The sequence below is a fragment of the Pseudomonas sp. FBCC-B545 genome (genome assembly GCF_059134095.1).
Window position 1 is genome coordinate 5,774,207 of record NZ_CP101441.1, and the last position, 25,569, is coordinate 5,799,775.

General features: G+C 62.7%; 22 protein-coding genes. 18 read left to right on the forward strand and 4 right to left on the reverse strand.

Annotated elements, in window-relative coordinates; genetic code table 11:
- From NMB39_RS26555 to NMB39_RS26635, 17 genes are read left to right on the forward strand one after another with little or no spacing between them, the layout of a single operon-like run.
- Positions 1 to 255, forward strand: a complete 255-nt coding sequence (locus NMB39_RS26555) for an acyl carrier protein (RefSeq protein ID WP_003209389.1) — start codon at positions 1 to 3, stop codon at positions 253 to 255.
- Complete coding sequence (locus NMB39_RS26560; RefSeq protein ID WP_057023484.1) at positions 252 to 797, forward strand: COG4648 family protein; 546 nt, start codon at positions 252 to 254, stop codon at positions 795 to 797. The genes NMB39_RS26555 and NMB39_RS26560 overlap by 4 nt, the downstream gene beginning before the upstream one ends.
- Positions 794 to 2,464, forward strand: a complete 1,671-nt coding sequence (locus NMB39_RS26565; protein WP_057023485.1) for an ApeI family dehydratase — start codon at positions 794 to 796, stop codon at positions 2,462 to 2,464. The genes NMB39_RS26560 and NMB39_RS26565 overlap by 4 nt, the downstream gene beginning before the upstream one ends.
- A complete protein-coding gene (locus NMB39_RS26570; protein ID WP_494339862.1) occupies positions 2,457 to 3,191 on the forward strand; it encodes a glycosyltransferase family 2 protein in 735 nt (244 codons plus the stop codon). Before NMB39_RS26565 ends, NMB39_RS26570 begins: the two co-directional genes overlap by 8 nt.
- On the forward strand, positions 3,188 to 4,123 hold the full coding sequence (locus NMB39_RS26575) for a lysophospholipid acyltransferase family protein (protein ID WP_494339861.1): 936 nt from the start codon (positions 3,188 to 3,190) through the stop codon (positions 4,121 to 4,123). The genes NMB39_RS26570 and NMB39_RS26575 overlap by 4 nt, the downstream gene beginning before the upstream one ends.
- Positions 4,107 to 5,648, forward strand: a complete 1,542-nt coding sequence (locus tag NMB39_RS26580; protein WP_494339860.1) for an HAL/PAL/TAL family ammonia-lyase — start codon at positions 4,107 to 4,109, stop codon at positions 5,646 to 5,648. The genes NMB39_RS26575 and NMB39_RS26580 overlap by 17 nt, the downstream gene beginning before the upstream one ends.
- The gene (locus NMB39_RS26585; protein ID WP_494339859.1) at positions 5,641 to 6,066 is read left to right on the forward strand and encodes an acyl-CoA thioesterase; all 426 of its coding nucleotides are present in this window, start codon (positions 5,641 to 5,643) and stop codon (positions 6,064 to 6,066) included. Before NMB39_RS26580 ends, NMB39_RS26585 begins: the two co-directional genes overlap by 8 nt.
- Before the next feature lie 29 nt (positions 6,067 to 6,095).
- Complete coding sequence (locus tag NMB39_RS26590) at positions 6,096 to 6,746, forward strand: outer membrane lipoprotein carrier protein LolA (protein WP_494340565.1); 651 nt, start codon at positions 6,096 to 6,098, stop codon at positions 6,744 to 6,746.
- Positions 6,736 to 9,048: an MMPL family transporter gene (locus NMB39_RS26595; protein ID WP_494339858.1), complete on the forward strand. Its 2,313-nt coding sequence runs from the start codon at positions 6,736 to 6,738 to the stop codon at positions 9,046 to 9,048. Before NMB39_RS26590 ends, NMB39_RS26595 begins: the two co-directional genes overlap by 11 nt.
- 33 nt (positions 9,049 to 9,081) lie before the next feature.
- Positions 9,082 to 10,329: an NAD(P)/FAD-dependent oxidoreductase gene (locus NMB39_RS26600; RefSeq protein WP_057023492.1), complete on the forward strand. Its 1,248-nt coding sequence runs from the start codon at positions 9,082 to 9,084 to the stop codon at positions 10,327 to 10,329.
- On the forward strand, positions 10,326 to 11,075 hold the full coding sequence (locus NMB39_RS26605; protein ID WP_057023493.1) for a class I SAM-dependent methyltransferase: 750 nt from the start codon (positions 10,326 to 10,328) through the stop codon (positions 11,073 to 11,075). The genes NMB39_RS26600 and NMB39_RS26605 overlap by 4 nt, the downstream gene beginning before the upstream one ends.
- Positions 11,072 to 11,554 carry a hypothetical protein gene (locus tag NMB39_RS26610; RefSeq protein WP_494339857.1) on the forward strand — a complete coding sequence of 161 codons (483 nt, stop codon included), beginning with the start codon at positions 11,072 to 11,074 and terminating at the stop codon, positions 11,552 to 11,554. The genes NMB39_RS26605 and NMB39_RS26610 overlap by 4 nt, the downstream gene beginning before the upstream one ends.
- Positions 11,551 to 12,717, forward strand: coding sequence for a beta-ketoacyl-[acyl-carrier-protein] synthase family protein (locus NMB39_RS26615; protein ID WP_464005937.1), 1,167 nt, complete (start codon positions 11,551 to 11,553; stop codon positions 12,715 to 12,717). Before NMB39_RS26610 ends, NMB39_RS26615 begins: the two co-directional genes overlap by 4 nt.
- On the forward strand, positions 12,714 to 13,175 hold the full coding sequence (locus NMB39_RS26620; protein WP_046070571.1) for a hotdog family protein: 462 nt from the start codon (positions 12,714 to 12,716) through the stop codon (positions 13,173 to 13,175). The genes NMB39_RS26615 and NMB39_RS26620 overlap by 4 nt, the downstream gene beginning before the upstream one ends.
- Entirely contained in the window at positions 13,172 to 13,900 is a 729-nt protein-coding gene (fabG, locus tag NMB39_RS26625; RefSeq protein ID WP_057023496.1) for a 3-oxoacyl-ACP reductase FabG, read from the forward strand. Before NMB39_RS26620 ends, fabG begins: the two co-directional genes overlap by 4 nt.
- A complete protein-coding gene (locus tag NMB39_RS26630) occupies positions 13,900 to 15,126 on the forward strand; it encodes a beta-ketoacyl-ACP synthase (protein ID WP_057023497.1) in 1,227 nt (408 codons plus the stop codon). Before fabG ends, NMB39_RS26630 begins: the two co-directional genes overlap by 1 nt.
- 25 nt (positions 15,127 to 15,151) lie before the next feature.
- The gene (locus NMB39_RS26635; RefSeq protein ID WP_494339856.1) at positions 15,152 to 15,547 is read left to right on the forward strand and encodes a hypothetical protein; all 396 of its coding nucleotides are present in this window, start codon (positions 15,152 to 15,154) and stop codon (positions 15,545 to 15,547) included.
- 121 nt (positions 15,548 to 15,668) lie between these two features.
- On the opposite strand, the gene NMB39_RS26640 is transcribed toward NMB39_RS26635, so the two are convergent.
- A complete protein-coding gene (locus tag NMB39_RS26640) occupies positions 15,669 to 16,562 on the reverse strand; it encodes a LysR family transcriptional regulator (RefSeq protein WP_494339855.1) in 894 nt (297 codons plus the stop codon).
- Positions 16,563 to 16,742: 180 nt separating this feature from the next.
- On the opposite strand from NMB39_RS26640, the gene NMB39_RS26645 reads away from it, so the two are divergent.
- Positions 16,743 to 17,954 (forward strand): MFS transporter, encoded by a 1,212-nt coding sequence (locus NMB39_RS26645; protein WP_370881247.1) that lies wholly within the window; start codon positions 16,743 to 16,745, stop codon positions 17,952 to 17,954.
- A gap of 60 nt (positions 17,955 to 18,014) precedes the next feature.
- Here the strand turns inward: NMB39_RS26645 and hemE are convergent, their stop codons facing one another.
- From hemE to gltB, 3 genes are all read right to left on the reverse strand, one after another.
- Positions 18,015 to 19,082 carry a uroporphyrinogen decarboxylase gene (gene hemE / locus NMB39_RS26650; RefSeq protein ID WP_046070564.1) on the reverse strand — a complete coding sequence of 356 codons (1,068 nt, stop codon included), beginning with the start codon at positions 19,080 to 19,082 and terminating at the stop codon, positions 18,015 to 18,017.
- Positions 19,083 to 19,341: 259 nt separating this feature from the next.
- Entirely contained in the window at positions 19,342 to 20,760 is a 1,419-nt protein-coding gene (locus tag NMB39_RS26655) for an FAD-dependent oxidoreductase (RefSeq protein WP_494339854.1), read from the reverse strand.
- A gap of 32 nt (positions 20,761 to 20,792) precedes the next feature.
- Positions 20,793 to 25,238: a glutamate synthase large subunit gene (gene gltB / locus NMB39_RS26660; RefSeq protein ID WP_057023503.1), complete on the reverse strand. Its 4,446-nt coding sequence runs from the start codon at positions 25,236 to 25,238 to the stop codon at positions 20,793 to 20,795.
- Positions 25,239 to 25,569 lie beyond the last annotated feature (331 nt).

Genomic DNA, 25,569 nt, shown 5'->3' on the forward strand with positions numbered 1-25,569 from the left:
ATGCAAACTCGTGACGATATTTTCAACACCCTGCGCGACGCCTTGGTGGAACTGTTTGAGCTGGAACCTGAACGCGTCACCCTTGACGCCAACCTGTACCAGGACCTGGAAATCGACAGCATCGACGCCGTGGACCTGATCGACCACATCAAGCGCCAGACCGGCAAGAAGATCGCCGCCGAAGAGTTCAAGGCCGTACGCACTGTGAACGACGTGGTTGAGGCGGTGTACCGTCTGGTCCAGCCCGCCGCATGAGCCGGCTGATCGGCCTTGGACTGTTGTTGGCGGGGCTGCTGTACCCCTTCGCTGTGTATTACGGCACCGAGCACTTTGCGCCGTGGCAGTTCGGCTTGTTGCTGGGCAGTTTGTGGCTGCTGCGCGCCCTGACGGCTGCGCGGCGCCCGGGCAGCCGCTGGATGGCGGCGACGGTGATCCTGTTCTGCCTGCTGCTGGCCTGGTTCGATAACCCGCAGTGGCTGCGCTGGTACCCAAGCCTGGTCAGCGCGTTCATGTTGGCGCTGTTCGGCCTGAGCCTGAAATACGGCCCGCCGATGGTCGAGCGCCTGGCACGCATGACTGACCCGCAGCTGCCGCCGAAGGCAATCGTGTATACCCGCCAGGTCACCGTGGTGTGGAGTGCATTTTTTCTGTGTAATGGCTTGCTCGCCGCCGCACTCACGCTGTGGGCGCCGCTGAGCTGGTGGACGTTGTACAACGGCTTGATCGCCTACGGGCTGATGGCGCTGTTGTTTGCCGTGGAATGGCTGGTACGACAAAGGCTTCGAGGCCGCGTATGAATGGGTTGAAACTTGAGCACTTGTTGCTTGAGCCGCTGCAACAGCGCTCGGTCACCACCGAGCCTGACATGAATCACGCCCAACTGTGGGAAGCGTCACTGCGCCTGGCGGCCGGCCTGCAGGCGCGAGGCATCCGGCGCCTGGCCGTGTACCTGGAAGACGCCGGCGTCCTGGCGGTTGCCTTGCTGGGCGCCTGGCGCGCCGGTGCCAGCGTGTTGCTGCCCGCCGACCTGCAACCCCAGACCCGCCAACGCTGGGCGCCTGCCGTTGACGCCTGGCTGACCGAAGCCGCTGACCTCGAGGCGCTGTACCAGGCGCCACTGAGCCCTGCGGTTCTTGATCTGGACAGCTGCCAACTGAGCCTGTGTACCTCCGGCTCCAGCGGTGAGCCCAAGCGCATCGACAAATCCCTGCGCCAACTGGCCAATGAAGTCCAGGCGCTGGAAGCCCTGTGGGGGGCGGACCTCAAAGACGCCTGCATCATCGGCAGCGTCGCTACCCAGCACATCTACGGCTTGCTGTTTCGCGTGCTGTGGCCGCTGTGCGCCGGCCGCAGCTTTGTGCGCCAGCAACTGGCATTTCCCGAGGACATGCAGCGCGCCAGCCGCGAGCACCCACAATTTGCCTGGGTTGCCAGCCCGGCGCTGCTCAAGCGCATGGGCGACAACCTCGACTGGGCGGCACTGAGCCAAGTAGCGCGAGTGTTTTCCTCCGGCGGTGCTTTGCCGGTTGAAGCCGCCGGCAGCCTATACGACCGCTTGCAGCAATGGCCGACGGAAATTCTCGGCAGCTCGGAAACCGGCGGCATCGCCTGGCGCCAGGGCGCGCAACCCTGGCAGCCGTTTGCCGATGTGCAACTGAGCCAGGATGCCGACGGCGCGCTGCGCATCGCATCAAAATACCTGCCCGAAGGGCATGTGGAGCAGACCGCCGACGCCGCACGCATCCATGCCGATGGCCGTTTCGAATTGCTGGGCCGTCTGGACCGCATCGTCAAGCTGGAAGAAAAACGCATCTCCCTGCCGATGCTGGAACAAGCGCTGATGACCCACCCCTGGGTTGCGGAAACCCGCCTGGGCGTGGTGCAGGAAAACCGCGCCTCCCTCGGTGCCCTGGTGGTACTCAGCGCGGCTGGCCTGCACGCCCTGCGCAACCAGGGCCGGCGCACGCTCACCCAAACCCTGCGCCAGCACCTGGGCCAACATTGCGAAGCCCTGGCTCTGCCCCGGCGCTGGCGATTGCTGCGCCAATTGCCGCTGAACAGCCAGGGCAAGCTGCCCCAGGCCGACATCGAAGCACTTCTGCTGGCTCCCCGGCCAAAAGCCCCCGAAGTGCTGGAGCAGGTCGAAGCCGATGGCGAATGGACCGTGCAACTGAGCGTTCCGCCGGACCTGGCCTATTTCAGCGGGCACTTCCCGGTGACGCCTGTGCTGCCAGGCGTGGTGCAGGTGGAGTGGGCATTCAACCTGGGCCAGCAACTGCTGGAGTTGCCGGGCACATTCGCCGGGATGGAAGTGCTCAAGTTCCAGCAACTGGTGCGTCCAGGCGATCAAATCGAACTGCACCTGCGCTTTGACCGGGAACGCCGCAAGCTGTACTTCGCCTACCGCAACGGCATCGCTGCCTGTTCCAGCGGACGGATAGTGCTGGAGGCTGCACATGCATAACCCTTGCGCCCTGATCCCGGTCTACAACCACGAAGCCGCCGTGCCCGCGGTGGTCCACAGCCTGCTCGACAGCGGCCTGCCCTGCCTGCTGGTCGACGATGGCAGCAGCCCGGCCTGCGCAGCGGTGCTGGCGCAACTGGCGACGCTGGACAGCGTCACCCTGCTGACCCTGCCCAGCAACCAAGGCAAAGGCGGCGCGGTCATGGCCGGTTTCCGGGAAGCGGCGCGCCTGGGTTACACCCACGCCCTGCAAGTGGATGCCGACGGCCAGCATGACTTGCGTGAGGTCGAGACCTTTATCGATACCTCCCGCCGGCACCCCAACGCGATCATCTGCGGCTACCCCGAATACGACGACAGCGTGCCCAAAGGCCGCTTGTATGCGCGCTACCTGACCCACGTGTGGGTGTGGATCAACACCCTGTCGTTGCAGATCCGCGACTCGATGTGCGGCTTTCGCGTGTACCCGCTGGCGCCGACCCTGGCCTTGATGGACTCGGCTTATATCGGCACGCACATGGATTTCGACTCCGACATCCTGGTGCGCCTGGCCTGGCGCAACCAACCGATGCGCTGGCTGCCGACCCAGGTGCACTACCCGGCTGACGGCTTGTCGCACTTTCGCTTGTTCCGCGACAACGTTCGCATCAGCGCTATGCATACGCGGCTGTTTTTCGGCATGTTGGTGCGTGCGCCGATGATCCTGTGGCGACGGTGGCAGGCATGAGCGACAGCACCAAGCACTGGGCCGATCGCGAGGAACGTGGCAGCTTCTGGTTGATGAAATTCACCGCGGTCGCGGCAAAAATCCTCGGTCGTCGTTTGTTGAGCCCGTTGCTGTACAGCATCGTTTTTTACTTCTTCCTGTTCGGCCGCACCGCCCGCCACAGCGCCTGGCAATACCAGCAGCGCCTGGCCGAATGGAGTGGGCGCAATGAGCTGCATCCCACCCACAGGAAAGTCTTCGGCCAGTTCATGGCCTTCGCCGATTCGCTGCTGGACAAGCTCGATGTGTGGAACGGCAAGCTAAGCCTGGAGCAGATCGACATCGACGACCCGGCGCAATTGCGCGGGCAACTGCGTGGCGCACGCGGGCAGATGCTGGTGGGCGCGCACCTGGGCAACCTCGAAGTGTGCCGCGCCCTGGCGGAGATCGGTGAGCAGGTGACCATGAACGTGCTGGTGCACACCAAGCACGCCGAGCGTTTTAACCGCCTGTTGGGCGAAGCCGGCGCCACCCATTTGCGCCTGATCCAGGTCAGCGAACTGGACCCGGCCACCATGCTCCTGCTCAGCCAGCGCCTGGACGACGGCGAGTGGCTGGCGATTGCCGGCGACCGCATACCGCTGCACGGCGGGCGCACGGTGCGCGTGGACTTTCTCGGCCATGCCGCCGCCTTCCCCCAAGGCCCGTGGCTGCTGGCCGGCCTGCTCAAATGCCCGGTGAACCTGCTGATGTGCCTCAAACACCAAGGCCGCTATCGCCTGACCATCGAGCCTTTCGCGCCGTTGATCGAATGGAAGCGCAGCACCCGCGAGCAAGTGATTGCCGAGTGGACCGCACGCTACGCCGCACGCCTGGCCCAGTTTTGCCTGCAAGCGCCCCAACAATGGTTCAACTTTTACCCTTTCTGGAAGACCGATGACGACGCATCTTGAGCCGGTAACCTTTGGCGAACGCCCTTTGCGCATCGAAGACGTGCTGGCCCTGGCCAACCGTCAGGTGCCCACGCAATTGCAAGATGACGTGGCGTATCGCCAACGCATCGCCAAGGGCGCGCAGTTCCTCGACTCGCTGCTGGACAAGGAAGGCGTGATCTACGGCGTGACAACCGGCTACGGCGATTCCTGCGTGGTGGCGGTGCCGCTGGAACATGTCGAGGCGCTGCCCCGTCATCTGTACACCTTTCATGGGTGCGGGTTGGGCAAGTTGCTCGATGCCCAGGCGACCCGGGCGGTACTGGCGGCGCGTTTGCAGTCGCTGTGTCACGGCGTGTCCGGGGTACGCGTGGAACTGCTGGAGCGCCTGCACACCTTCCTCGAACACGACGTACTGCCGCTGATCCCGGAAGAGGGTTCGGTGGGTGCCAGCGGCGACTTGACGCCGCTGTCCTACGTGGCCGCGACCTTGTCCGGCGAACGTGAAGTGCTGTTCCGAGGCGAACGTCGCCAGGCGGCCGAAGTGCATCGCGAACTGGGCTGGGAGCCGCTGGTATTGCGGCCCAAGGAAGCCCTGGCGTTAATGAACGGCACCGCGGTAATGACCGGCATTGCTTGCCTGGCCTTCGCCCGCGCCGACTACCTGCTGCATCTGGCCACGCGCATCACCGCGCTGAATGTGGTGGCGCTGCAAGGCAACCCGGAGCACTTCGACGAGCGCCTGTTCGCCGCCAAGCCGCACCCAGGCCAGATGCAAGTCGCCGCTTGGCTGCGCAACGACCTGGCGATTGATGCGCCAACGGCGCCGCTGCATCGCTTGCAGGATCGCTACTCCTTGCGTTGCGCCCCTCATGTCCTCGGTGTGCTGGCCGACAGCCTGAACTGGCTGCGCTCATTTATCGAGATCGAGCTCAACAGCGCCAACGACAACCCAATCATCGACGCCGAAGCAGAACGCGTGCTGCACGGCGGGCACTTCTACGGCGGGCATATCGCCTTCGCTATGGACAGCCTCAAGACCCTGGTGGCCAACGTCGCCGACCTGCTCGACCGCCAGCTCGCGCTGCTGGTGGACGTGCGTTACAACCATGGCCTGCCAAGCAACCTGTCGGGCGCCCCCGAAGACCGCGCGATGATCAACCACGGCTTCAAGGCCGTGCAGATCGGCACCAGCGCCTGGACCGCCGAAGCCTTGAAAAACACCATGCCGGCCAGCGTGTTCTCACGCTCCACCGAGTGCCACAACCAGGACAAGGTCAGCATGGGCACCATCGCCGCCCGCGACGCCATCCGTGTGCTGGAGCTGACCGAACAGGTCGCCGCCGCTACCCTGCTCGCTGCCAACCAGGGCGTGTGGCTGCGCGCCCAGGCGCAGGATGCACGACCGCTGCCACCGGCATTGGCCGCGATGCACGCAGAGCTGGCCAAGGACTTCCCGCCGGTCATCGAAGACCGCGCCCTGGAAAGCGAACTGCGCCTGTGCCTGCAACGTATCGCCGAGCAACACTGGGGGCTGCATGCGTAGTCAGGGTGTGTTGCACAGCGACACGCAAATCCTCGTGCCGTTTTTCGATATCGACACCATGAACGTGGTTTGGCACGGGCATTACGTGAAGTACCTGGAAGTGGCGCGCTGTGCGTTGCTGGACAAGATCGGCCATAACTACACGGCGATGCTCGAGTCCGGCTACGCCTGGCCGGTGATCGACATGCAGCTACGCTATGTACGTGGCGCCACCTTCGGCCAGACCCTCAATGTGCGCGCCAGCCTGGTGGAGTGGGAGAATCGTTTGAAGGTCAACTACCTGATCACTGACCTGGCCAGCGGCGAGCGCTTGACTCGCGCCAGCACCGTGCAGGTGGCGGTGGAAATCGCCAGCCGCGAGATGCAGCTGGCCTCGCCCAAGATATTCACCGACGCCGTAGAGAGAGCCTTGAAATGAGATCCCCTGTGGGAGTGGGCTTGCCCGCGATGGACGTTAACGATAACGCGCGCCAACTGACACTGCGCAGCGCCCTCAGGTTTTTCGCGAGCAAGCTCGCTCCTACAGGGGTCGCGTTGTTGCTGAGCTTCAATGCCCAGGCTTTCGACTTGCAGCAGTTGAGCGACCAGCTTGCAAAACCTTCCGTCATCCACGGCAACTTCATCCAGGAAAAACACCTGCGCGCCCTGCCCCAGCCGCTCGTCAGCAAAGGCACCTTCGTGCTCGCCAAGGATCACGGCCTGCTGTGGCTGCTCAAAACCCCACTGCAACAGGACTACCGCATCAACGCCCAAGGCATTGCCCGGCGTGACGCCAACGGCTGGCAACCGCTGCCGAACAAGAGCGCCGGCGCCGAGCAGAATCGCCTGTTCCTCGCGGTGCTGCAGGGCGACAGCAGCGGCTTGCAGCGTGACTTCGAACTGCAACTGCAAGGCCAGGCCCAGCAATGGAAGCTCACCCTGATCCCGCGCTCGCTGCTGCTCAAGCAAGTGTTCACCCGGATCAATATCGACGGCGGCGAGCTGGTGCACACCATCGAACTGCTGGAAACCCAGGGCGACAGCACCGTGCTGCGCATGCAGGACAGCACGGCCAGCCAACCCTTGAGCGCAGCGGAGCAACACGACTTTGCCCAGTGAGCGCCTGCTGCCGCGTCTGTTCCTGATCCTGCTGGTGGCCGTGCTGGCCCTGGCCGGCTGGCAGTGGCGCCATGGCGCGCCGTTGTCGGCCAACCTGATGGAGCTGGTGCCCGGCAGCACGCCGGACGCCTTTGAACAGCAAGCCGAACAGCGCATGCAGGAGCCGCTCAACCGCGAAATGCTGGTGCTGGTGGGGCATGCCGACCGCCAGCAAGCGCTGGCCATGGCACAACAATTGGGCGAGCGCTGGCAGGCCAGCGGCTTGTTTGAAAAAGTGCAGTGGAACCTGCAGGCCGACCTGCCAGCACTGCGCGAGCAACTGCTGCGCGGGCGCTTGTCGATGCTCTCGGCCAAGGACCGCGAGCAGTTGATTGAGCAACCCGACGCCTTCATCCAGCAACGGGTGCAAGCGCTGTTCGACCCGTTCACCGGCTTCAGCCTGGTGCCGAGCCAGGACGACTGGCTGGGCCTGACCGGGCGCATACAGAACAGTCAGCCGCAACACGGCTCGGTGCAACTGGATATCGGCAGCGGCGCCTTGATCGCCGACGCCGACGGCAAAAGCTGGGTGCTGCTGCGGGCGCGCACCACCGGCAATGCCTTCGATATGCAATTGCCGCTGCAAGTGGCGGATCTGCTTCAGGCCAGTCGCGCACAAGCCGGCGAGCAAGGCGCGCAGTTGCTCGCCGCCAGCGGCTTGCTCTATGCCGCCAACGGGCAACGCCAGGCCACCCGGGAAATCACCTGGGTCGGCGGCGGTGCGACCGTCGGCATCCTGCTGTTGCTGCTGTTGGCGTTCCGCCGCTGGCGCGTATTGCTGGCGTTTGTGCCGGTAATGGTGGGCATGCTGTTTGGCGCGGTGGCCTGCGTGGCGCTGTTCGGGCATATGCATGTGATGACCCTGGTGCTGGGTTCCAGCCTGATCGGCGTGGCGGTGGATTACCCACTGCACTACCTGTCGAAAAGCTGGAGCCTGCAACCCTGGCGCAGTTGGCCGGCGTTGCGCCTGACCCTGCCGGGGCTGAGCCTGAGCCTGGCCACCAGTTGCATCGGCTACCTGGCATTGGCCTGGACACCGTTCCCGGCCCTGACGCAAATCGCGGTGTTCTCCGCCGCCGGGCTAGTTGGTGCTTATTTGTGCGCCGTGTGCCTGTTGCCGGCGTTGCTCAAGGGTGTGGAACTGCGCCCGGCGCAATGGCCGCTGCGCATCGCCGAAAGTCTTTGGCAGATGCGTACGGCGCTGATCAAACACGTGCCCAGTTCAGTGCTGCTGGTGTGGGTACTGTTGTTCTGCGCCGGGGGCCTGTGGCAACTGAACAGCAAGAACGATATCCGCCAATGGATCGGCGCGCCGCCGCAATTGCTCCAGGAAGCCCAGGCCGTAGCGCGCATCACCGGGTTCCAGCCCACCAGCCAGTTTTTCCTGGTGCGGGCCGACAATCAGCAACAGTTGCTGGAACGCCAAGCCGCCCTGGGCAAACGCCTGGATCAGTTAGTGAATATGGACAAGCTCGAGGGTTACCTGGCGCTCAATCAGCTGGTGAGCCTGGCGGACGAACAGCAACAACTGCGGGACGCGCTGAACAAACTGCCGCAACACTGGCAGCCGCTGCTGGACCTGGGTGTGCCCGCCAGCGCCCTGCAAGCTGAAATCGCGCAGTTGCAGGCGCTGCCCATCACCGACATCGACGCAGCATTGCAAGGGCCGCTGGCCGAACCCTGGCGCACGCTGTGGCTCGGCCCGGTGGACGGCGGCGTCGCGGCCATGGTCAGCCTGCAAGGCTTGAACAACCCGGCGCTACTGCGGGTGCAGGCACTGGACTTGCCCGGTGTGCAATTGGTCGATCGCCTGGGCGACTTGAACCGGGTTTTTGCTGACACGCAAATCAGCGCCGCCGAATTGAAGTTGATGTCCTGCGTGCTGATTGTACTGTTGCTGATTGCACCCTTTGGTTTTGGCGGTGCCTTGCGTATCGTCGCCCTGCCGCTGCTGGCCGCGCTGTGCAGCCTGGCCAGCCTCGGCTGGCTGGGCCAGCCACTGACCCTGTTCAGCCTGTTCGGCCTGTTGCTGGTGACGGCCATCAGCGTTGACTATGCGATTTTGATGCGCGAGCAGATCGGCGGCCCGGCTGTCAGCCTGTTGGGGACGCTGCTGGCAGCACTGACGACTTGGTTGTCGTTCGGCCTGCTGGCAGTCTCCAGTACACCGGCGGTGAGTAATTTCGGCCTGTCGGTCAGCCTCGGCCTGGCGTTCAGCTTTATGCTGGCGCCCTGGGCCGGGCAGCAGAAACACACCTTATGAATGCGATTATCGCCCATGCGGCAAGGAGCCCTCGTGCCCATAGTTGAAATGGAACGTCGCCAGGTGGTGGTGATCGGTGCCGGGCCTTCCGGTGCTATCGCGGCCGCGCTGTTAAAGCGCAAAGGGCATGATGTATTGATCATCGAGCGCGAGCATTTCCCGCGCTTTTCGATTGGCGAAAGCCTGCTGTCGCACTGTATCGACTTTATCGAAGAAGCGGGCATGCTCGACGCCGTACAAGCGGCGGGCTTCCAGGTAAAAACCGGCGCTGCCTTCGCCTGGGGCGAGCGCTACAGTGCGTTTGATTTTGGTGACACGTTCAGCAACGGCAAGCCCACCACTTACCAGGTGCAACGCGGCGAGTTCGACAAATTGCTGGCCGATCAGGCGGCGTTGCAGGGCGTGGACATCCGCTATGGCCACACCATTGTCGGCGTGGATTTCTCCGGCGAGTGCCGCTACCTGCATGTGCGCCGACAGAACGGCAGCGAGTACCACATCAAGGCCAAGTTCGTGCTCGACGCCAGCGGCTATGGTCGCGTGCTGCCGCGTCTGCTGGACCTTGAAGCACCGTCGAACTTTCCGCTGCGCCAGGCCGTGTTTACCCACGTCGAAGACCACATCGCACACCCAGGCTTCGATCGCACCAAGATCCTCGTCACCACCCATCCAACCCAGCGCGATATCTGGTTCTGGACCATCCCGTTCAGCAATGGCCGCTGCTCAGTGGGCGTGGTTGCGGCCAAGGCGCATTTCGATGGCCGCGACAGCGACCTCGACGCCTGCCTGCGCAGCTTCATCGACGAAACGCCAAGCCTGTCCGGCGTGCTCAGCAATGCCGTATGGGACACCCCGGCGCGCAGCATCGGTGGTTACTCGGCCAACGTCAAAACCCTGCACGGCCCGGGCTTTGCGCTGCTGGGCAATGCGGCGGAATTCCTCGACCCGGTGTTCTCTTCGGGCGTGACCATCGCCATGCGTTCGGCGAGCATGGCCGCTGCGGTCCTGCATCGTCAGCTCAACGGTGAGACTGTCGACTGGCAAAGCGAATTCGCCGAGCCCTTGAAACGTGGTGTCGACACCTTCCGCTGCTACGTCGAAGGCTGGTATGCCGGCACATTCCAGGACGTGATTTTCCATCCTGGCAGCTCACCGGAGATTCGCCGCATGATCAGCGCGATCCTGGCCGGCTACGCCTGGGATGAGCGCAACCCGTTTGTCAGCGAACCGAAGCGGCGGTTGCGGATGTTGTCGGATATTTGTGCGAGTGAAGTGGTATGAGTAGTCCTGCCGTTGGAAAAAACTACCTGAGCAAGAATTACGTCGAAGAAACCAGGTTCGGCTTCTGGTTCCTGCGCAGCCATACCTGGCAGCATCACGTGTTGCGCGTGGCGATCAATGACCTGCGCAGCCTGTTCAGCGAGCCGCTGCCGCTGGCGCCGGTATTGCTCGACGCCGGTTGCGGCCAGGGTAAATCCTTCAGGTTGCTGCAGGAGGTGTTTGCGCCCTCACGCCTGATCGGCCTGGATGCTGACCCCCACAGTCTCGAACTGAGCCGCGAAGAAGCCGAGCGCCAGGGCATGGCTGTCGAGTTGATCGGCAGCGACTGCGCCACCCTAAAGGTACCGGATGCCAGCGTGGATATCGTGTTCTGCCACCAGACCTTTCACCACTTGGTCGAGCAACATCGCGCGCTCAAGGAGTTTTATCGGGTGCTCAAGCCGGGCGGTTATCTGCTGTTTGCCGAATCCACCGAAGCCTATATCGACACCTGGGTGATTCGCTGGCTGTTCCGCCACCCGATGCATGTGCAGAAAAGCGCCGAGCAATACCTGGAGATGCTCCGCGAGCAGGGCTTTGAATTTGCCCCGCAAAATGTCTCGTACCCCTACCTGTGGTGGAGCCGCTCCAGCGACTTCGGCCTGCTGGAGCGCTGGGGCCTGCGCAAGGCGCCGCCGGTAGGCCAGCGCGAGGAAACCCTGGTCAACTGCGTAGCGCGTAAACCTTTGGAGAATGCTGCCCCATGATGCGCCTGCTGTTGATCGGTTGCGTATTGCTGCTGAGCGCCTGCGCCAGCCAGGCACCGCTGCCGGAAAGAATGCCAACCCTGGCCTTGCCGATGCAATTACACGTGCAACGCCTTGCGGACGGCCAGAGCCAGGATTGGTTGCTGGTGATCCAACGCGAAGGCAGCGCGATTCGCTGGTCGATGATGGACCCACTGGGCATTCCCCTGGCCCGGCAAAAGCTGGTCGATGGCCAATGGCAGGCCGACGGTTTGCTGCCACCCAATCCCCAGGCCCGGGAGTTGTTCGCCGCGCTGCTGTTTGCCCTGACCTCGGCCGATGAAGTGCCGGCGCTGTATCCGCACGCCCAGGCCATGGACTTGACGCGCACGCTGCCGGGCCATTGGCAGATCGTCTTTCAGTCCTCCGAGGTGTTCAGCGTGAACATGGCGGCCCAGCCGTTGCGTTATCGCATTACTCCGCTGGGCCTCAAACGATGACCGCTTACCTCAATGCCCTCGGCGTGATCTGCGCCCTTGGCCGCGGCCAGGCCGAAGTCAGCCGCAGGCTGTTTGCCGGCGACTGCTCGGGCATGCGCGCCGAAGGCGGTTGGGTGCCGGAGCGCGTGGTGCCGGTGGCGGCCGTGCACGGCGAGCTGGCGCCCCTGCCGGTGACGCTGGGCCAACAGAGCAGCCGCAATAACCAGTTGCTGTTGGAAGCGGCATTGCAGATCGAAGCTCAGCTGCGCCAGGCGATCCAAACCTACGGGCCTTCGCGGGTCGGCATTGTGCTCGGCACCAGCACCTCAGGCATCGATGAGGCCAGCCGCGGCATTGCCCACTACCTGCGCGACCAGCAATTCCCCGCCGACTACGACTACCAGCAACAGGAACTCAGCGCCCCGGCGAATTTCCTCGCCGACTGGCTGCAACTGAGCGGCCCGGCCTATGTGATTTCTACCGCCTGCACCTCCAGCGCCCGGGCACTGATGAGTGCCCAGCGCCTGCTGGATCTCGGCATCTGCGATGCGGTGATCTGCGGCGGCGTGGACAGCCTGTGCAAGCTGACACTGAACGGTTTCACCGCATTGGAGGCGGTCTCCAGCGAGCGCTGCAATCCGTTCTCGGTGAACCGCAACGGCATCAATATCGGTGAAGCGGCGGTGCTGTTCCTGATGAGCCGCGAGCCGGCACCGATCGCCTTGCTGGGCAGCGGAGCCAGTTGCGATGCCCATCATATCTCCGCGCCGGAGCCCAGCGGCAAGGGCGCGCTGCAAGCGATGCGCAAGGCCCTGGCCAACGCAAAGCTGGCTCCCGAGCAGATCGGCTACCTGAACCTGCACGGCACCGCCACCCAACACAACGACGCCATGGAAAGCCTGGCGGTCGCCAGCCTGTTCCCCGATGGCGTAGCCTGCTCGTCGACCAAACCCATGACCGGTCACACCCTCGGCGCTGCCGGAGCCCTGGAAGCGGCGTTTTGCTGGTTGAGCCTGAGCCACGGCTTGCTGCCACCCCACGTATGGGACGGCCAAGCCGATCCGGCGCTGCCCGCCTTGCAATGGACACGCAGCGGCGACACCTTGGAAAAAACCTGCCTGATGAGCAACTCGTTTGCCTTCGGCGGCAACAACGTCAGCCTGATAATTGCAGAGGCCCCATGATCGATTGGCCACTTGCCGAACTACTGCCCCATGCGGGCGACATGATCCTGATCGACCAGGTGCTGTCGTTCGATGAAGAGCAGGTCCGCACCCGCGTCACCGTCAAGCCCGGCGGCCTGTTCAACCGCCCTGACGGCAGCCTGCCGGCCTGGGTCGGCCTGGAGTTGATGGCGCAAAGCGTCGCCGCCTATGCCGGCTGCCGTGCGCGCCAGCAAGGCCAGGCGGTAGAGCTGGGCTTCCTGTTGGGCACGCGCAAATTCGAGTGCAACGTGGAGCACTTTCCCGCCGGCGCCGAGCTGAATATCCACGGCCTGCGTTCCCTGGAAGACGACAACGGAATGGGTGTGTTCGAATGCCACCTCACCGGCGACGGTATCCAGGCCAGCGCCCGCTTGAACGTATTTCGACCGCCCCAGGCGGCCAACTATCTAGATGAATCGAAGGACCAAACGCCATGACTGAATCCGTACTGGTCACCGGCTCCAGCCGTGGCATCGGCCGCGCCATTGCCCTGCGCCTGGCCCAGGCCGGCCATGACATCGTGCTGCATTGCCGCAGTGGTCGCGCCGAAGCCGACGCCGTGCAGGTCGAGATCGAGGCCCTGGGGCGCAAGGCGCGGGTGCTGCAATTCGACGTGTCCGACCGCGCCAATTGCAAGGCCATCCTTGAAGCCGATGTGGAGCAACATGGCGCCTACTACGGCGTGGTGCTCAATGCTGGCCTGACCCGCGACGGCGCGTTCCCGGCGCTGTCGGAAGACGACTGGGACGTAGTGATGCGCACCAACCTTGATGGTTTCTACAACGTGCTGCACCCGGTAATGATGCCGATGATCCGCCGCCGCGCCGCCGGGCGCATCGTGTGTATCACGTCGGTCTCCGGGTTGATCGGCAACCGCGGCCAGGTCAACTACAGCGCTTCAAAAGCCGGCCTGATCGGCGCGGCCAAGGCATTGGCCATCGAGTTGGGCAAGCGCAAGATCACCGTCAACTGCGTGGCGCCCGGGTTGATCGATACTGCGATGCTGGATGAAAACGTCCCCGTTGAAGAACTGATGAAAATGATCCCCGCGCAACGCATGGGGACCCCGGAAGAAGTCGCTGGCGCAGTGAATTTCCTGATGTCGGCCGAAGCCAGCTATATCACGCGCCAGGTGCTGGCCGTGAACGGAGGCCTGTGCTGATGAAGCGCGTCGTCGTCACTGGCATGGCCGGCATGACCTCCCTGGGCAGCGACTGGGGGACCATTGCCGCCAACTTTCGCGCCAACCGCAGTGGCATCCGGCGCATGGATGAGTGGGACCGCTTTACCGAATTGAACACGCGCCTGGCCGGGCCCATTGATGATTTCGTCGTGCCCGCCCACTGGACCCGCAAGCAGCTGCGCAGCATGGGCCGCGTCTCGCGCCTGGCAGTGTGGGCGGCGGAACAGGCGTTGCACGACGCCGGTCTGCTCGGTGACGAGTCGATCAAGGACGGGCGCATGGGCGTGGCCTGTGGCTCGTCCACCGGCAGCACCGATGAGATCAAGGCCTTCGGCAATATGCTGCTCAACTCGGTGGCCGAAGGGCTCAACGCCAACTCCTATGTGCGCATGATGCCCCACACCACAGCGGCGAATATCAGCATCTTCTTTGGCCTCACCGGGCGTTTGATCCCCACGTCCAGCGCCTGCACCAGCGGCAGCCAGGGCATCGGCTACGCCTACGAGGCGATCAAGTTCGGGCGGCTGCCCTTGATGCTCGCCGGTGGCGCCGAAGAGCTCTGCCCCACCGAAGCCATGGTGTTCGATGCGCTCTACGCCACCAGCCTGAAGAACGACGCACCGCAAACCAGCCCACGCCCCTACGACAGCGGCCGCGATGGCCTGGTGATCGGCGAAGGCGGCGGCATGCTGGTGCTCGAGGAGCTGGAACATGCCCTGGCGCGGGGTGCGCACATCCACGCCGAGCTGGTCGGTTTTGGCAGCAACGCCGACGGCCAGCACACCACCCGCCCGGAGCAGAAAACCATGCGCCGCGCCATGGAACTGGCCCTGGAAGATGCCGGGCTTGAACCGTCCGCCATTGGCTACGTCAACGGCCATGGCACCGCCACCGACCAGGGCGACATCGCCGAAACCCTAGCCACCAGCAGCCTGTTCGGCAGCCGCATGCCGATCAGCTCGCAGAAGAGTTTCCTCGGCCACACCCTGGGTGCCTGCGGCGCGCTGGAGTCGTGGTTCAGCATCGAAATGATGAACCGCGACGAGTACGTGCACACCTTCAACCTGGACTCGGTCGACCCGCAATGCGGCGAGCTCGATTACCTGCAAGGGGGCTTTCGGCAGATGCACAACGACTATGTGATGAACAACAACTTCGCTTTCGGCGGCGTCAACACCTCGTTGATCTTCCGCCGCTGGTCCTGACTTTTAATCGATTGGAGAAAACGGAATGTCTTCCCTGCTACGCGCGACCCTGATCACCCTGGCCCTGCTGACCACCGCCGGTTGCACCAGCAAGCCGGTGCTCAACACCCAACATGAGTTGCCGGCCACCAGCCAGGTCAGCGAAGAAAAGATGAAACAAACCATCGTCGCCGCCCTGCAGAAACGTGAGTGGACCGTGCAACGCCTGAGCCCGCAACTGGTGCAGGCCGAGATCACCGTGCGTGGCCAGTTCTATGCTGCCATCGATATCCGCTACAGCCGTAACAGCTACGCCATCACCTACCGCGACAGCCGCGACCTGGGCTACAAGGACGGCAAGATCCACCGCAACTACAATCGTTGGATAAGCATGCTGGATCGGGATATTTTGGCGGGGTTACGCTCGGCCGGGATGCAGTAAGGCCAAATGTGGGAGGGGCTTGCTCCCGATAGCAGTGTGTCAGTCTCAGTCTCTCTAACTGAACCACCGCTATCGGGAGCAAGCCCCCTCCCACATGAGATATGCCATGTTCTCAAGGGCGTTATTCAGATGCCCTGTGCGTCAACAACTCCACAAACCCCTTCGCCATCGGCGTTTGCACGCCCTTGCGCTGTACCAGCCACACCGCCGTCATCGCCTCTGGGTCGAGCAGCGTGCGATAGACCACGCCATCAATGCGAATACGCTGGTAAGACGCCGGCAACACCGACACGCCCAACCCCGCCGCCACCAGGCCGATGATGGTCATCGCCTCCCCCGCTTCCTGGGCAAAATGCGGGCTGAACCCGGCGTCGCGGGCCAGGTTGAGCAGTTGGGCATACAGGCCGCTGCCGTAGGTGCGTGGGAAAAACACAAAGGGCTCCTGCGCCAATTGCGCCAGGTGCAAGCCGCGCTCGCTGCCTTCCACCAAGGGATGGCCGGCGTTCAAGACCGCGACCAGCGGCTCGCGCATCAACTCGACCACGCTCAGCGAATCGGGCAATGGCAAAGGTCGCATCAGCCCGACCTGGATCGACTCATCCACCAGCGACTCGGCCACCTCGGTGCTGCTCATCTCTTGCAAGTTGAGGTGCACGGCCGGGAAAGCCTGGCGAAACGCAAAGATCGCCTGGGGAATGCTGGAATTGAACGGTGCGGAAGACGTGAAGCCGATCTTCAATTCCCCGAGCTCTCCCGATTGCGCCCTGCGCGCCACGTCCGCCGCCTTGTCGACCTGGGCCAGTACCAGTCGCGCCTCTTGCAGGAACAGCCGCCCTGCCTCGCTCAGCTCGACCCGACGATTGGTGCGCTCAAATAGCCGCGCACCCACCTCTTGTTCCAGCGCCTGGATCTGTTGGCTCAGGGGCGGTTGCGAGATACCCAGCACCTGCGCGGCGCGACCAAAATGCAGTTCTTCGGCAACGGCGATGAAGTACCGCAGATGACGTAATTCCATGTATCCCTCATTAGGTCGTAAAACCTATCAAACAGGTCGAACAATATATTGGAAAGAATCATTAGGCAGCTATATTCTTTTTTGCATTGCCGGTCCTGGCAGCCCTTCCTCCCCGAGGTCTCCGTGAATTCTGCTGTTGCTCCACTCACCCAACAAACGCCCCCCTCCGCCCTCGACGAAGTGGTGGCGCAGCTCAATGACGCGTACATCGAAAAAGGCACGCCGATGTTCATGCGCACGGTGCTGGCGCTGTTCTCCGGTGGGTTTGCCACCTTTGCCCTGTTGTATTGCGTACAGCCGATGATGCCGGCGCTGTCCCACGAGTTTTCCATCAATGCGGCGCAAAGCAGCCTGATTCTATCGGTGGCGACCGCGATGCTTGCCTGCGGCCTGCTGGTCACCGGGCCAATTTCCGACAGGCTGGGGCGCAAGCCGGTGATGGTCGCCGCGTTGTTCTGCGCCGCACTCGCCACCATCGCCAGCGGTCTGATGCCGACCTGGGAGGGGATTCTGCTGATGCGGGCGTTGGTGGGCCTGTCCCTGAGCGGCCTGGCCGCCGTGGCGATGACCTACCTCAGCGAAGAGATCCACCCGCAGCACATCGGCCTGGCCATGGGTTTGTACATCGGCGGCAACGCGATTGGAGGCATGAGTGGGCGCCTGATCATCGGCGTGTTGATCGACTTCGTCAGCTGGCACACCGCAATGCTGATCATCGGTGCCCTGGCGCTTATCGCCGCCACGGTGTTCTGGAAGATCCTCCCTGAATCGCGCAACTTCCGCGCAAGCAGCCTCAAGCCGCGTAGCCTGGTGGATGGTTTTGTCATGCACTTCAAGGACGCGGGCCTGCCGTGGCTGTTCCTCGAAGCCTTCCTGCTGATGGGCGCGTTCGTGACGATGTTCAACTACATCGGTTATCGCTTGCTGGCTTCGCCCTACGAGCTGAGCCAGGCGTTGGTGGGCCTGCTGTCGCTGGTGTACCTCTCGGGTATCTACAGCTCGGCCAAGATCGGCTCCCTGGCCGACCGCCTTGGCCGCCGCCGCGTGCTGTGGGGCACCATCGTGTTGATGCTTTCGGGGATGTTACTGACGCTGTTCACGCCGCTGTGGCTGGTAGTGCCGGGCATGCTGGTGTTCACCTTCGGCTTCTTCGGCGCGCATTCGGTGGCCAGCAGCTGGATCGGCCGCCGCGCGGTGAAAGCCAAGGGGCAGGCGTCGTCGCTTTACCTGTTCTGTTACTACGTGGGATCGAGTATTGCCGGGACGGCGGGCGGGTTCTTCTGGCACTTTGCCGGATGGAACGGGATTGGCGGGTTTATCGTGGCGCTGCTGATTGGCGCGTTGCTGGTGGCGTTGAAGCTGGCGAAGTTGCCGCCGTTGGGGCAGGTCTGAAGGTTTCTGGCTTTTAATGTGGGAGGGGGCAAGCCCCCTCCCACATTTTTGCTTTGTGCTTTATTCGTGGTATTGCGCCGACAGTTCATGCACCGCACGCAGGAATGCACCCGCATGTTCCGGATTCACTTCCGGCGTGATGCCATGGCCGAGGTTGAACACATGGCCGGTGCCCTTGCCATAGCTGGCCAGGATGCGCCCGACTTCCGTGCGGATCGCTTCCGGCTTGGCGTACAGCACAGTGGGGTCCATGTTGCCTTGCAGCGCAACCTGGTTGCCAACGCGACGGCGGGCTTCGCCGATATCGCAGGTCCAGTCCAGGCCCAATGCATCAGCGCCAGCATCGGCGATGCTTTCCAGCCACAGGCCGCCGCCCTTGGTGAACAGGATGACCGGAACCTTGCGACCTTCATGTTCGCGGATCAGCCCGCTGACGATCTTGCGCATGTAGGCCAGGGAGAATTCCTGGTACGCCGCCGCCGACAGGTTGCCACCCCAGGTATCGAAGATCTGCACCGCTTGGGCGCCGGCCATGATCTGGCCGTTGAGGTACGAGGTGACCGACTGCGCGAGCTTGTCCAGCAGCAGGTGCATGGCTTGCGGGTTGTCGTAGAGCATGGCCTTGGTCTTGCGGAAGTCTTTCGACGAGCCGCCTTCGACCATGTAGGTGGCCAGGGTCCAGGGGCTACCGGAGAAGCCGATCAGCGGCACGCGGCCGTTCAGCTCGCGGCGGATGGTGCTGACCGCATCCATCACATAGCCGAGGTCTTTGTGCGGATCAGGAATCGGCAGGGCTTCAATATCGGCCAGGGTGCTGACGACTTTCCTGAAGCGCGGGCCTTCGCCGGTTTCGAAATACAGGCCCTGGCCCATGGCGTCGGGGATGGTGAGGATGTCGGAAAAGAGGATGGCCGCGTCCAGTTGTGGGTAGCGGTCCAGCGGCTGCATCGTGACTTCACAGGCGAACGCAGGATTCATGCACAGGCTCATGAAGTCGCCGGCGTGGGCGCGACTGGCGCGGTATTCCGGCAGGTAGCGACCGGCTTGACGCATCATCCACACGGGGGTGACGTCTACAGGTTGCTTGAGCAGGGCACGAAGGAAACGGTCGTTCTTGAGGGCAGTCATGTCGGCATCCGCAAAAAAAGTGCGGGCATTTTCTCAGAGCGCGACGCAAAAGGCACGGAATGCGCCGTGCCTTTTGTCTATCGGGTCAATTTGTCGCGGTAGCTTGCACAGAGCGCAAAACAAATGTGGGAGGGGGCTTGCTCCCGATTGCGGTGCGTCAGTCAATGAATCTGGTGACTGATACACCGCTATCGGGGGCAAGTCGAATCGTCGCACCGCCCCTCCCACAGTTTGATCCCATTTCAATTCAGGATCGGGGTCAGACTTGCAGGTAGTCCAGGATGCCTTCGGCGGCGTTGCGGCCTTCGAAAATCGCTGTCACTACCAGGTCAGACCCGCGCACCATATCGCCACCGGCGAAGATTTTCGGGTTGCTGGTCTGGTGCTTGTACTGGCCTTGTTCCGGGGCGACGACGCGGCCCTGGCTGTCGGTCTGGATCTGGAACTGCTCGAACCATGGCGCCGGGCTTGGGCGGAAGCCGAAAGCGATGACCACGGCGTCGGCCGGGATGATCTCTTCGGAGCCCGGGATCGGCTCAGGGCTGCGACGGCCACGGGCATCCGGCTCGCCGAGACGGGTCTCGACCACCTTCACGCCTTCGACACGGTCTTCACCGACGATGGCAATCGGCTGGCGGTTGTAGAGGAATTTCACCCCTTCTTCCTTGGCGTTCTTCACCTCTTTGCGCGAGCCGGGCATGTTGGCCTCGTCACGGCGATAGGCACAGGTGACCGACTTGGCGCCCTGGCGGATCGACGTACGGTTGCAGTCCATCGCGGTGTCGCCACCGCCAAGCACCACGACCTTCTTGCCTTTCATGTCGACGAAATCTTCCGGCGACTTTTCAAAGCCCAGGTTGCGGTTGACGTTGGCGATCAGGAAGTCGAGCGCGTCATATACGCCTGGCAGGTCTTCACCGGCAAAGCCTCCCTTCATGTAAGTGTAGGTGCCCATGCCCATGAACACCGCATCGTATTCGGCGAGCAGTTGCTCCATGGTGATGTCTTTGCCGACTTCGGTATTGAGCCGGAACTCGATACCCATACCGGTGAAGACTTCACGACGGTGACTCAGTACGGTTTTTTCCAGCTTGAACTCGGGAATACCGAAGGTCAGCAGGCCACCGATTTCCGGGTTCTTGTCGAAGACCACCGGGGTCACGCCACCACGCACCAATACGTCGGCACAGCCCAGGCCCGCCGGGCCCGCGCCGATGATCGCAACGCGCTTGCCGGTCGGCTTGACCTTGGACATGTCCGGGCGCCAGCCCATGGCGAACGCAGTATCGGTGATGTACTTCTCCACCGAACCGATGGTCACCGCGCCGAAGCCGTCGTTGAGGGTGCACGCCCCCTCGCACAGACGGTCCTGCGGGCACACCCGGCCGCAGACTTCCGGCAGGGTATTGGTCTGGTGCGACAGCTCGGCGGCAGCGAGGATGTTGCCCTCGGCCACCAGCTTGAGCCAGTTGGGAATGAAGTTGTGCACCGGGCACTTCCACTCGCAATACGGGTTACCGCACCCCAGGCAGCGGTGAGCCTGGTCGGCCGATTGCTGGGGTTTGAAGGGCTCGTAGATTTCCACGAACTCTTTCTTGCGTTGACGCAACAGTTTCTTCTTCGGATCTTTGCGCCCGACATCGATGAACTGGAAGTCGTTATTCAGACGTTCAGCCATGTTAAAACCTCATCAAACTGTTCAGGCGCATATCACTGCGGGTTGGCACGGATGCTGGAGAGCAAGGATTTCAGGTTGGCAGCCTTGGGCTTGACCAGCCAGAAACGACGCAGGTAATCATCGAGGTTCTCGGCGAGTTCACGACCCCATTCGCTGCCGGTTTCCTCGACATACTCGTCCAGCACGTGCTGCAAGTGGTTCCGGTAGGACTCCATGGCTTCGCCGCTGATCCGCTGGATCTCGACCAACTCGTGGTTGACCTTGTCGACGAAGGTATTGTCCTGGTCGAGCACGTAGGCGAAACCGCCGGTCATGCCCGAACCGAAGTTGTAACCGGTCTTGCCCAGTACCGCGACAAAGCCGCCGGTCATGTACTCGCAGCAGTGATCGCCAGTGCCTTCCACCACGGTGTGGGCACCGGAGTTACGCACGGCGAAGCGCTCACCGGCGGTGCCGGCGGCGAACAGCTTGCCTCCGGTGGCGCCGTACAAGCAGGTGTTGCCGATAATGGCACTGTCCTGGGTCTTGTAGACGCTGCCGGCCGGCGGAACGATGACCAGCTTGCCACCGGTCATGCCCTTGCCCACGTAGTCGTTGGCGTCGCCTTCCAGGTACATGTGCAGGCCGCCGGCGTTCCACACGCCGAAGCTCTGGCCCGCCGTGCCTTTGAAGCGGAAGGTGATCGGCGCTTTCGCCATGCCTTGGTTACCGTGCTTGCGCGCGATTTCGCCGGAGATGCGTGCGCCGATGGACCGGTCGCAGTTGCAGATATCCAGGGCAAATTCGCCACCACTGGCGTCATTGATCGCACTGCCCGCCATGTCGACCATCTTCTCGGCCAACAGGCCTTTGTCGAACGGCGGGTTGCGGTCCACCTGGCAGAATTGTGGCTTGTCTGCCGGAATGTGATCGCTGCCCAACAGCGGCGTCAGGTCCAGGTGTTGTTGCTTGGCGGTCTGGCCTTCGAGGATATCCAGCAGGTCGGTACGCCCGATCAGCTCTTCGAGGGAGCGCACGCCCAGCTTGGCCAGCCACTCACGGGTTTCTTCGGCGACGTAGGTGAAGAAGTTCACCACCATGTCGACGGTGCCGATGTAGTGATCCTTGCGCAGCTTCTCGTTCTGGGTCGCTACGCCAGTGGCGCAGTTATTCAGGTGGCAGATGCGCAAATACTTGCAGCCCAGGGCGATCATTGGCGCGGTGCCGAAGCCGAAGCTTTCGGCGCCGAGGATCGCCGCCTTGATCACGTCGAGGCCAGTTTTAAGGCCGCCGTCGGTCTGTACCCGCACTTTGCCGCGCAGGTCGTTGCCACGCAGGGTCTGGTGGGTTTCGGCCAGGCCGAGTTCCCATGGCGCGCCGGCGTACTTGATGGAGGTCAGCGGCGAAGCGCCGGTACCGCCGTCGTAGCCGGAGATAGTGATCAGGTCGGCATAGGCCTTGGCCACGCCGGCAGCAATGGTACCGACGCCAGCTTCCGCCACCAGCTTCACCGAGACCAGGGCCTGCGGGTTGACTTGTTTCAAGTCGAAAATCAGCTGCGACAAGTCTTCGATTGAATAGATGTCGTGGTGCGGCGGTGGAGAGATCAGCGTCACGCCCGGCACCGCATAACGCAGCTTGGCGATCAGACCGTTGACCTTGCCGCCTGGCAACTGGCCGCCTTCACCAGGCTTGGCGCCCTGGGCCACCTTGATCTGCAGCACTTCGGCGTTGACCAGGTATTCCGGGGTAACGCCGAAACGGCCAGTGGCGACCTGTTTTATTTTTGAGCTCTTGATGGTGCCGTAGCGCGCCGGATCTTCGCCGCCTTCACCGGAGTTGGAACGCGCACCCAGGCGGTTCATGGCCTCGGCCAGGGCCTCGTGGGCCTCGGGCGACAAGGCACCCAGGGAAATACCGGCAGAGTCGAAGCGCTTGAGGATCGATTCCAGCGGCTCGACTTCGCTGATGTCCATCGGCGTGTCCAACGTCTTCACCTTGAACAGGTCGCGGATCATCGATACCGGGCGGTTATCCACCAGGCTCGTGTATTCCTTGAACTTGGCGTAGTCGCCCTGCTGCACGGCGGCTTGCAAAGTGCTGACCACGTCCGGGTTGTAGGCGTGGTATTCGCCACCGTGCACAAACTTGAGCAAGCCACCTTGCTGGATCGGCTTGCGTGCACTCCAGGCCTCCAACGCCAAGGCTTTCTGCTCGGCTTCGAGGTCGACGAAACGTGCGCCCTTGATGCGGCTCGGCACACCACGAAAGCTCAGCTCGCAGACTTCTTCCGACAGGCCAATGGCTTCGAACAGTTGCGCGCCACGGTACGAGGTGACTGTGGAGATGCCCATCTTCGACAGGATCTTCAGCAGGCCTTTGGTGATGCCTTTACGGTAGTTCTTGAACACCTCATAGAGATCGCCCAGGACTTCACCGGTACGGATCAGGTCGCCGAGCACTTCGTACGCCAGGAACGGATACACCGCCGACGCGCCGAAACCGATCAGCACTGCAAAGTGATGCGGATCGCGGGCGGTAGCGGTCTCAACGAGGATGTTGGAGTCGCAACGCAGGCCCTTTTCGGTCAGACGGTGGTGCACCGCGCCGGTGGCGAGCGAAGCATGGATCGGCAGCTTGCCTGGCGCGATATGGCGGTCGGTCAGCACGATCTGGGTACGCCCGGCGCGCACGGCTTCTTCGGCCTGATCGGCGACGTTACGCACCGCAGCTTCAAGGCCGAGGCTTTCGTCGTAGTTCAGGTCAATGATCTGGCGGTCGAAACCTGGACGCTCCAGGGTCATCAGCGAGCGCCATTTGGCCGGGGAGATGACCGGCGAGCTGAGGATCACGCGGGAAGCGTGCTCAGGCGACTCCTGGAAGATGTTGCGCTCGGCACCGAGGCACACTTCCAAGGACATCACGATGGCTTCGCGCAGCGGGTCGATCGGCGGGTTGGTGACCTGGGCGAACTGCTGGCGGAAATAGTCATACGGGGTGCGCACGCGCTGGGACAGCACGGCCATCGGCGTGTCGTCGCCCATGGAGCCGACGGCCTCGTAGCCTTGTTCGCCAAGCGGACGCAGCACCTGGTCGCGCTCTTCGAACGTGACCTGGTACATCTTCATGTACTGCTTGAGCTGGTCGATGTCGTAGAAAGCCGAACCGTGGTCGTTGTCTTCCATGGTCGCCTGGATGCGCAGGGCGTTCTTGCGCAGCCATTGCTTGTACGGGTGACGAGACTTCAAGCGGTTGTCGATGGCGTCGGTGTCGAGGATCTGCCCGGTCTCGGTGTCCACGGCCAGGATCTGGCCCGGGCCGACGCGGCCTTTGGCGATCACATCTTCCGGCTTGTAGTTCCACACGCCGATTTCCGACGCCAGGGTGATGAAGCCGTTGGTGGTGGTAACCCAACGTGCCGGGCGCAGACCGTTACGGTCGAGCAGGCACACCGCGTAGCGACCGTCGGTCATGACCACGCCGGCCGGGCCGTCCCAGGGTTCCATGTGCATCGAGTTGTATTCATAGAACGCCCGCAGGTCCGGGTCCATGGTCTCGACGTTCTGCCACGCAGGCGGAATGATCATGCGCACGCCACGGAACAGGTCGATACCACCGGTGACCATCAGTTCGAGCATGTTGTCCATGCTGGAGGAGTCGGAACCCACGCGGTTGACCAGCGGGCCAAGCTCTTCCAGGTCCATCAGATCGTTGGCGAACTTGGTGCGACGGGCCACGGCCCAGTTGCGGTTGCCGGTGATGGTGTTGATCTCGCCGTTGTGGGCGAGGAAGCGGAACGGCTGAGCCAACGGCCATTTCGGCAGGGTGTTGGTGGAGAAGCGCTGGTGGAACACGCAGATCGCGGTTTGCAGGCGCTCATCGCTGAGGTCCGGATAAAAGGCGGTGAGATCCGCCGGCATCATCAGGCCTTTGTAAATGATGGTCTTGTGGGAAAAGCTGCAGATGTAGTGATCGGTATCGGCAGCATTGAGCACCGACGAACGGCGACGCGAAGTGAACAGCTTGATCGCCATGTCCTGATCGCTCAGGCCGTCGCCTGCTATGAACACTTGTTCGATCTGTGGCAGACGTTCCAGGGCAAGGCGGCCGAGCACGCTGGTGTCGATTGGCACTTTGCGCCAGCCGACCAGTTGCAGGCCGGCGGCGGCGATTTCGCGGTTCATGTTCTCGCGAGCGGCTTCGGCCTTGACCGGGTCCTGGTTGAAAAACACCATGCCCACGGCGTACTGCTTGGGCAGGTCGGCGGCGAAATGCTCTTTGGCGACAGCGCGCAGGAATTGGTCGGGTTTTTGAATCAGCAAGCCACAACCGTCACCGGTCTTGCCGTCGGCGTTGATCCCACCGCGGTGGGTCATGCAGGTCAGGGCCTCGATGGCCGTTTGCAAAAGGGTATGACTGGGCTCGCCCTGCATATGGGCTATCAGGCCGAAACCGCAGTTATCCTTGAATTCATCGGGTTGGTACAGACCTGCTTTCATAGACACTTTCTCACCAGGCTGCCTCTTATACCGAGGCAAATTTCTTTTCAATTCAACCGGTTACCTTCCACGTCGAACGTACGCCGACTTAGCGGGGGCAAAAGGGAGGTCATTGTACACACCGACACAGACGCCCACAAATTTAGCGACGAAATGTCGCAAATCTATGTCGCATTTATGAAAGGTTTAAAGCGATATGCTGTGCTAGTCAAAACTTTTTTAATTCTGACCGCTACGACTCAAAAGCCACTGTGACGCAGACACCACAAAGCGCGCGGCCTGGAGGGGCTGCACGCCTTGCGATCTTTTTTGAGGTGCCGGGAGGGCGGCC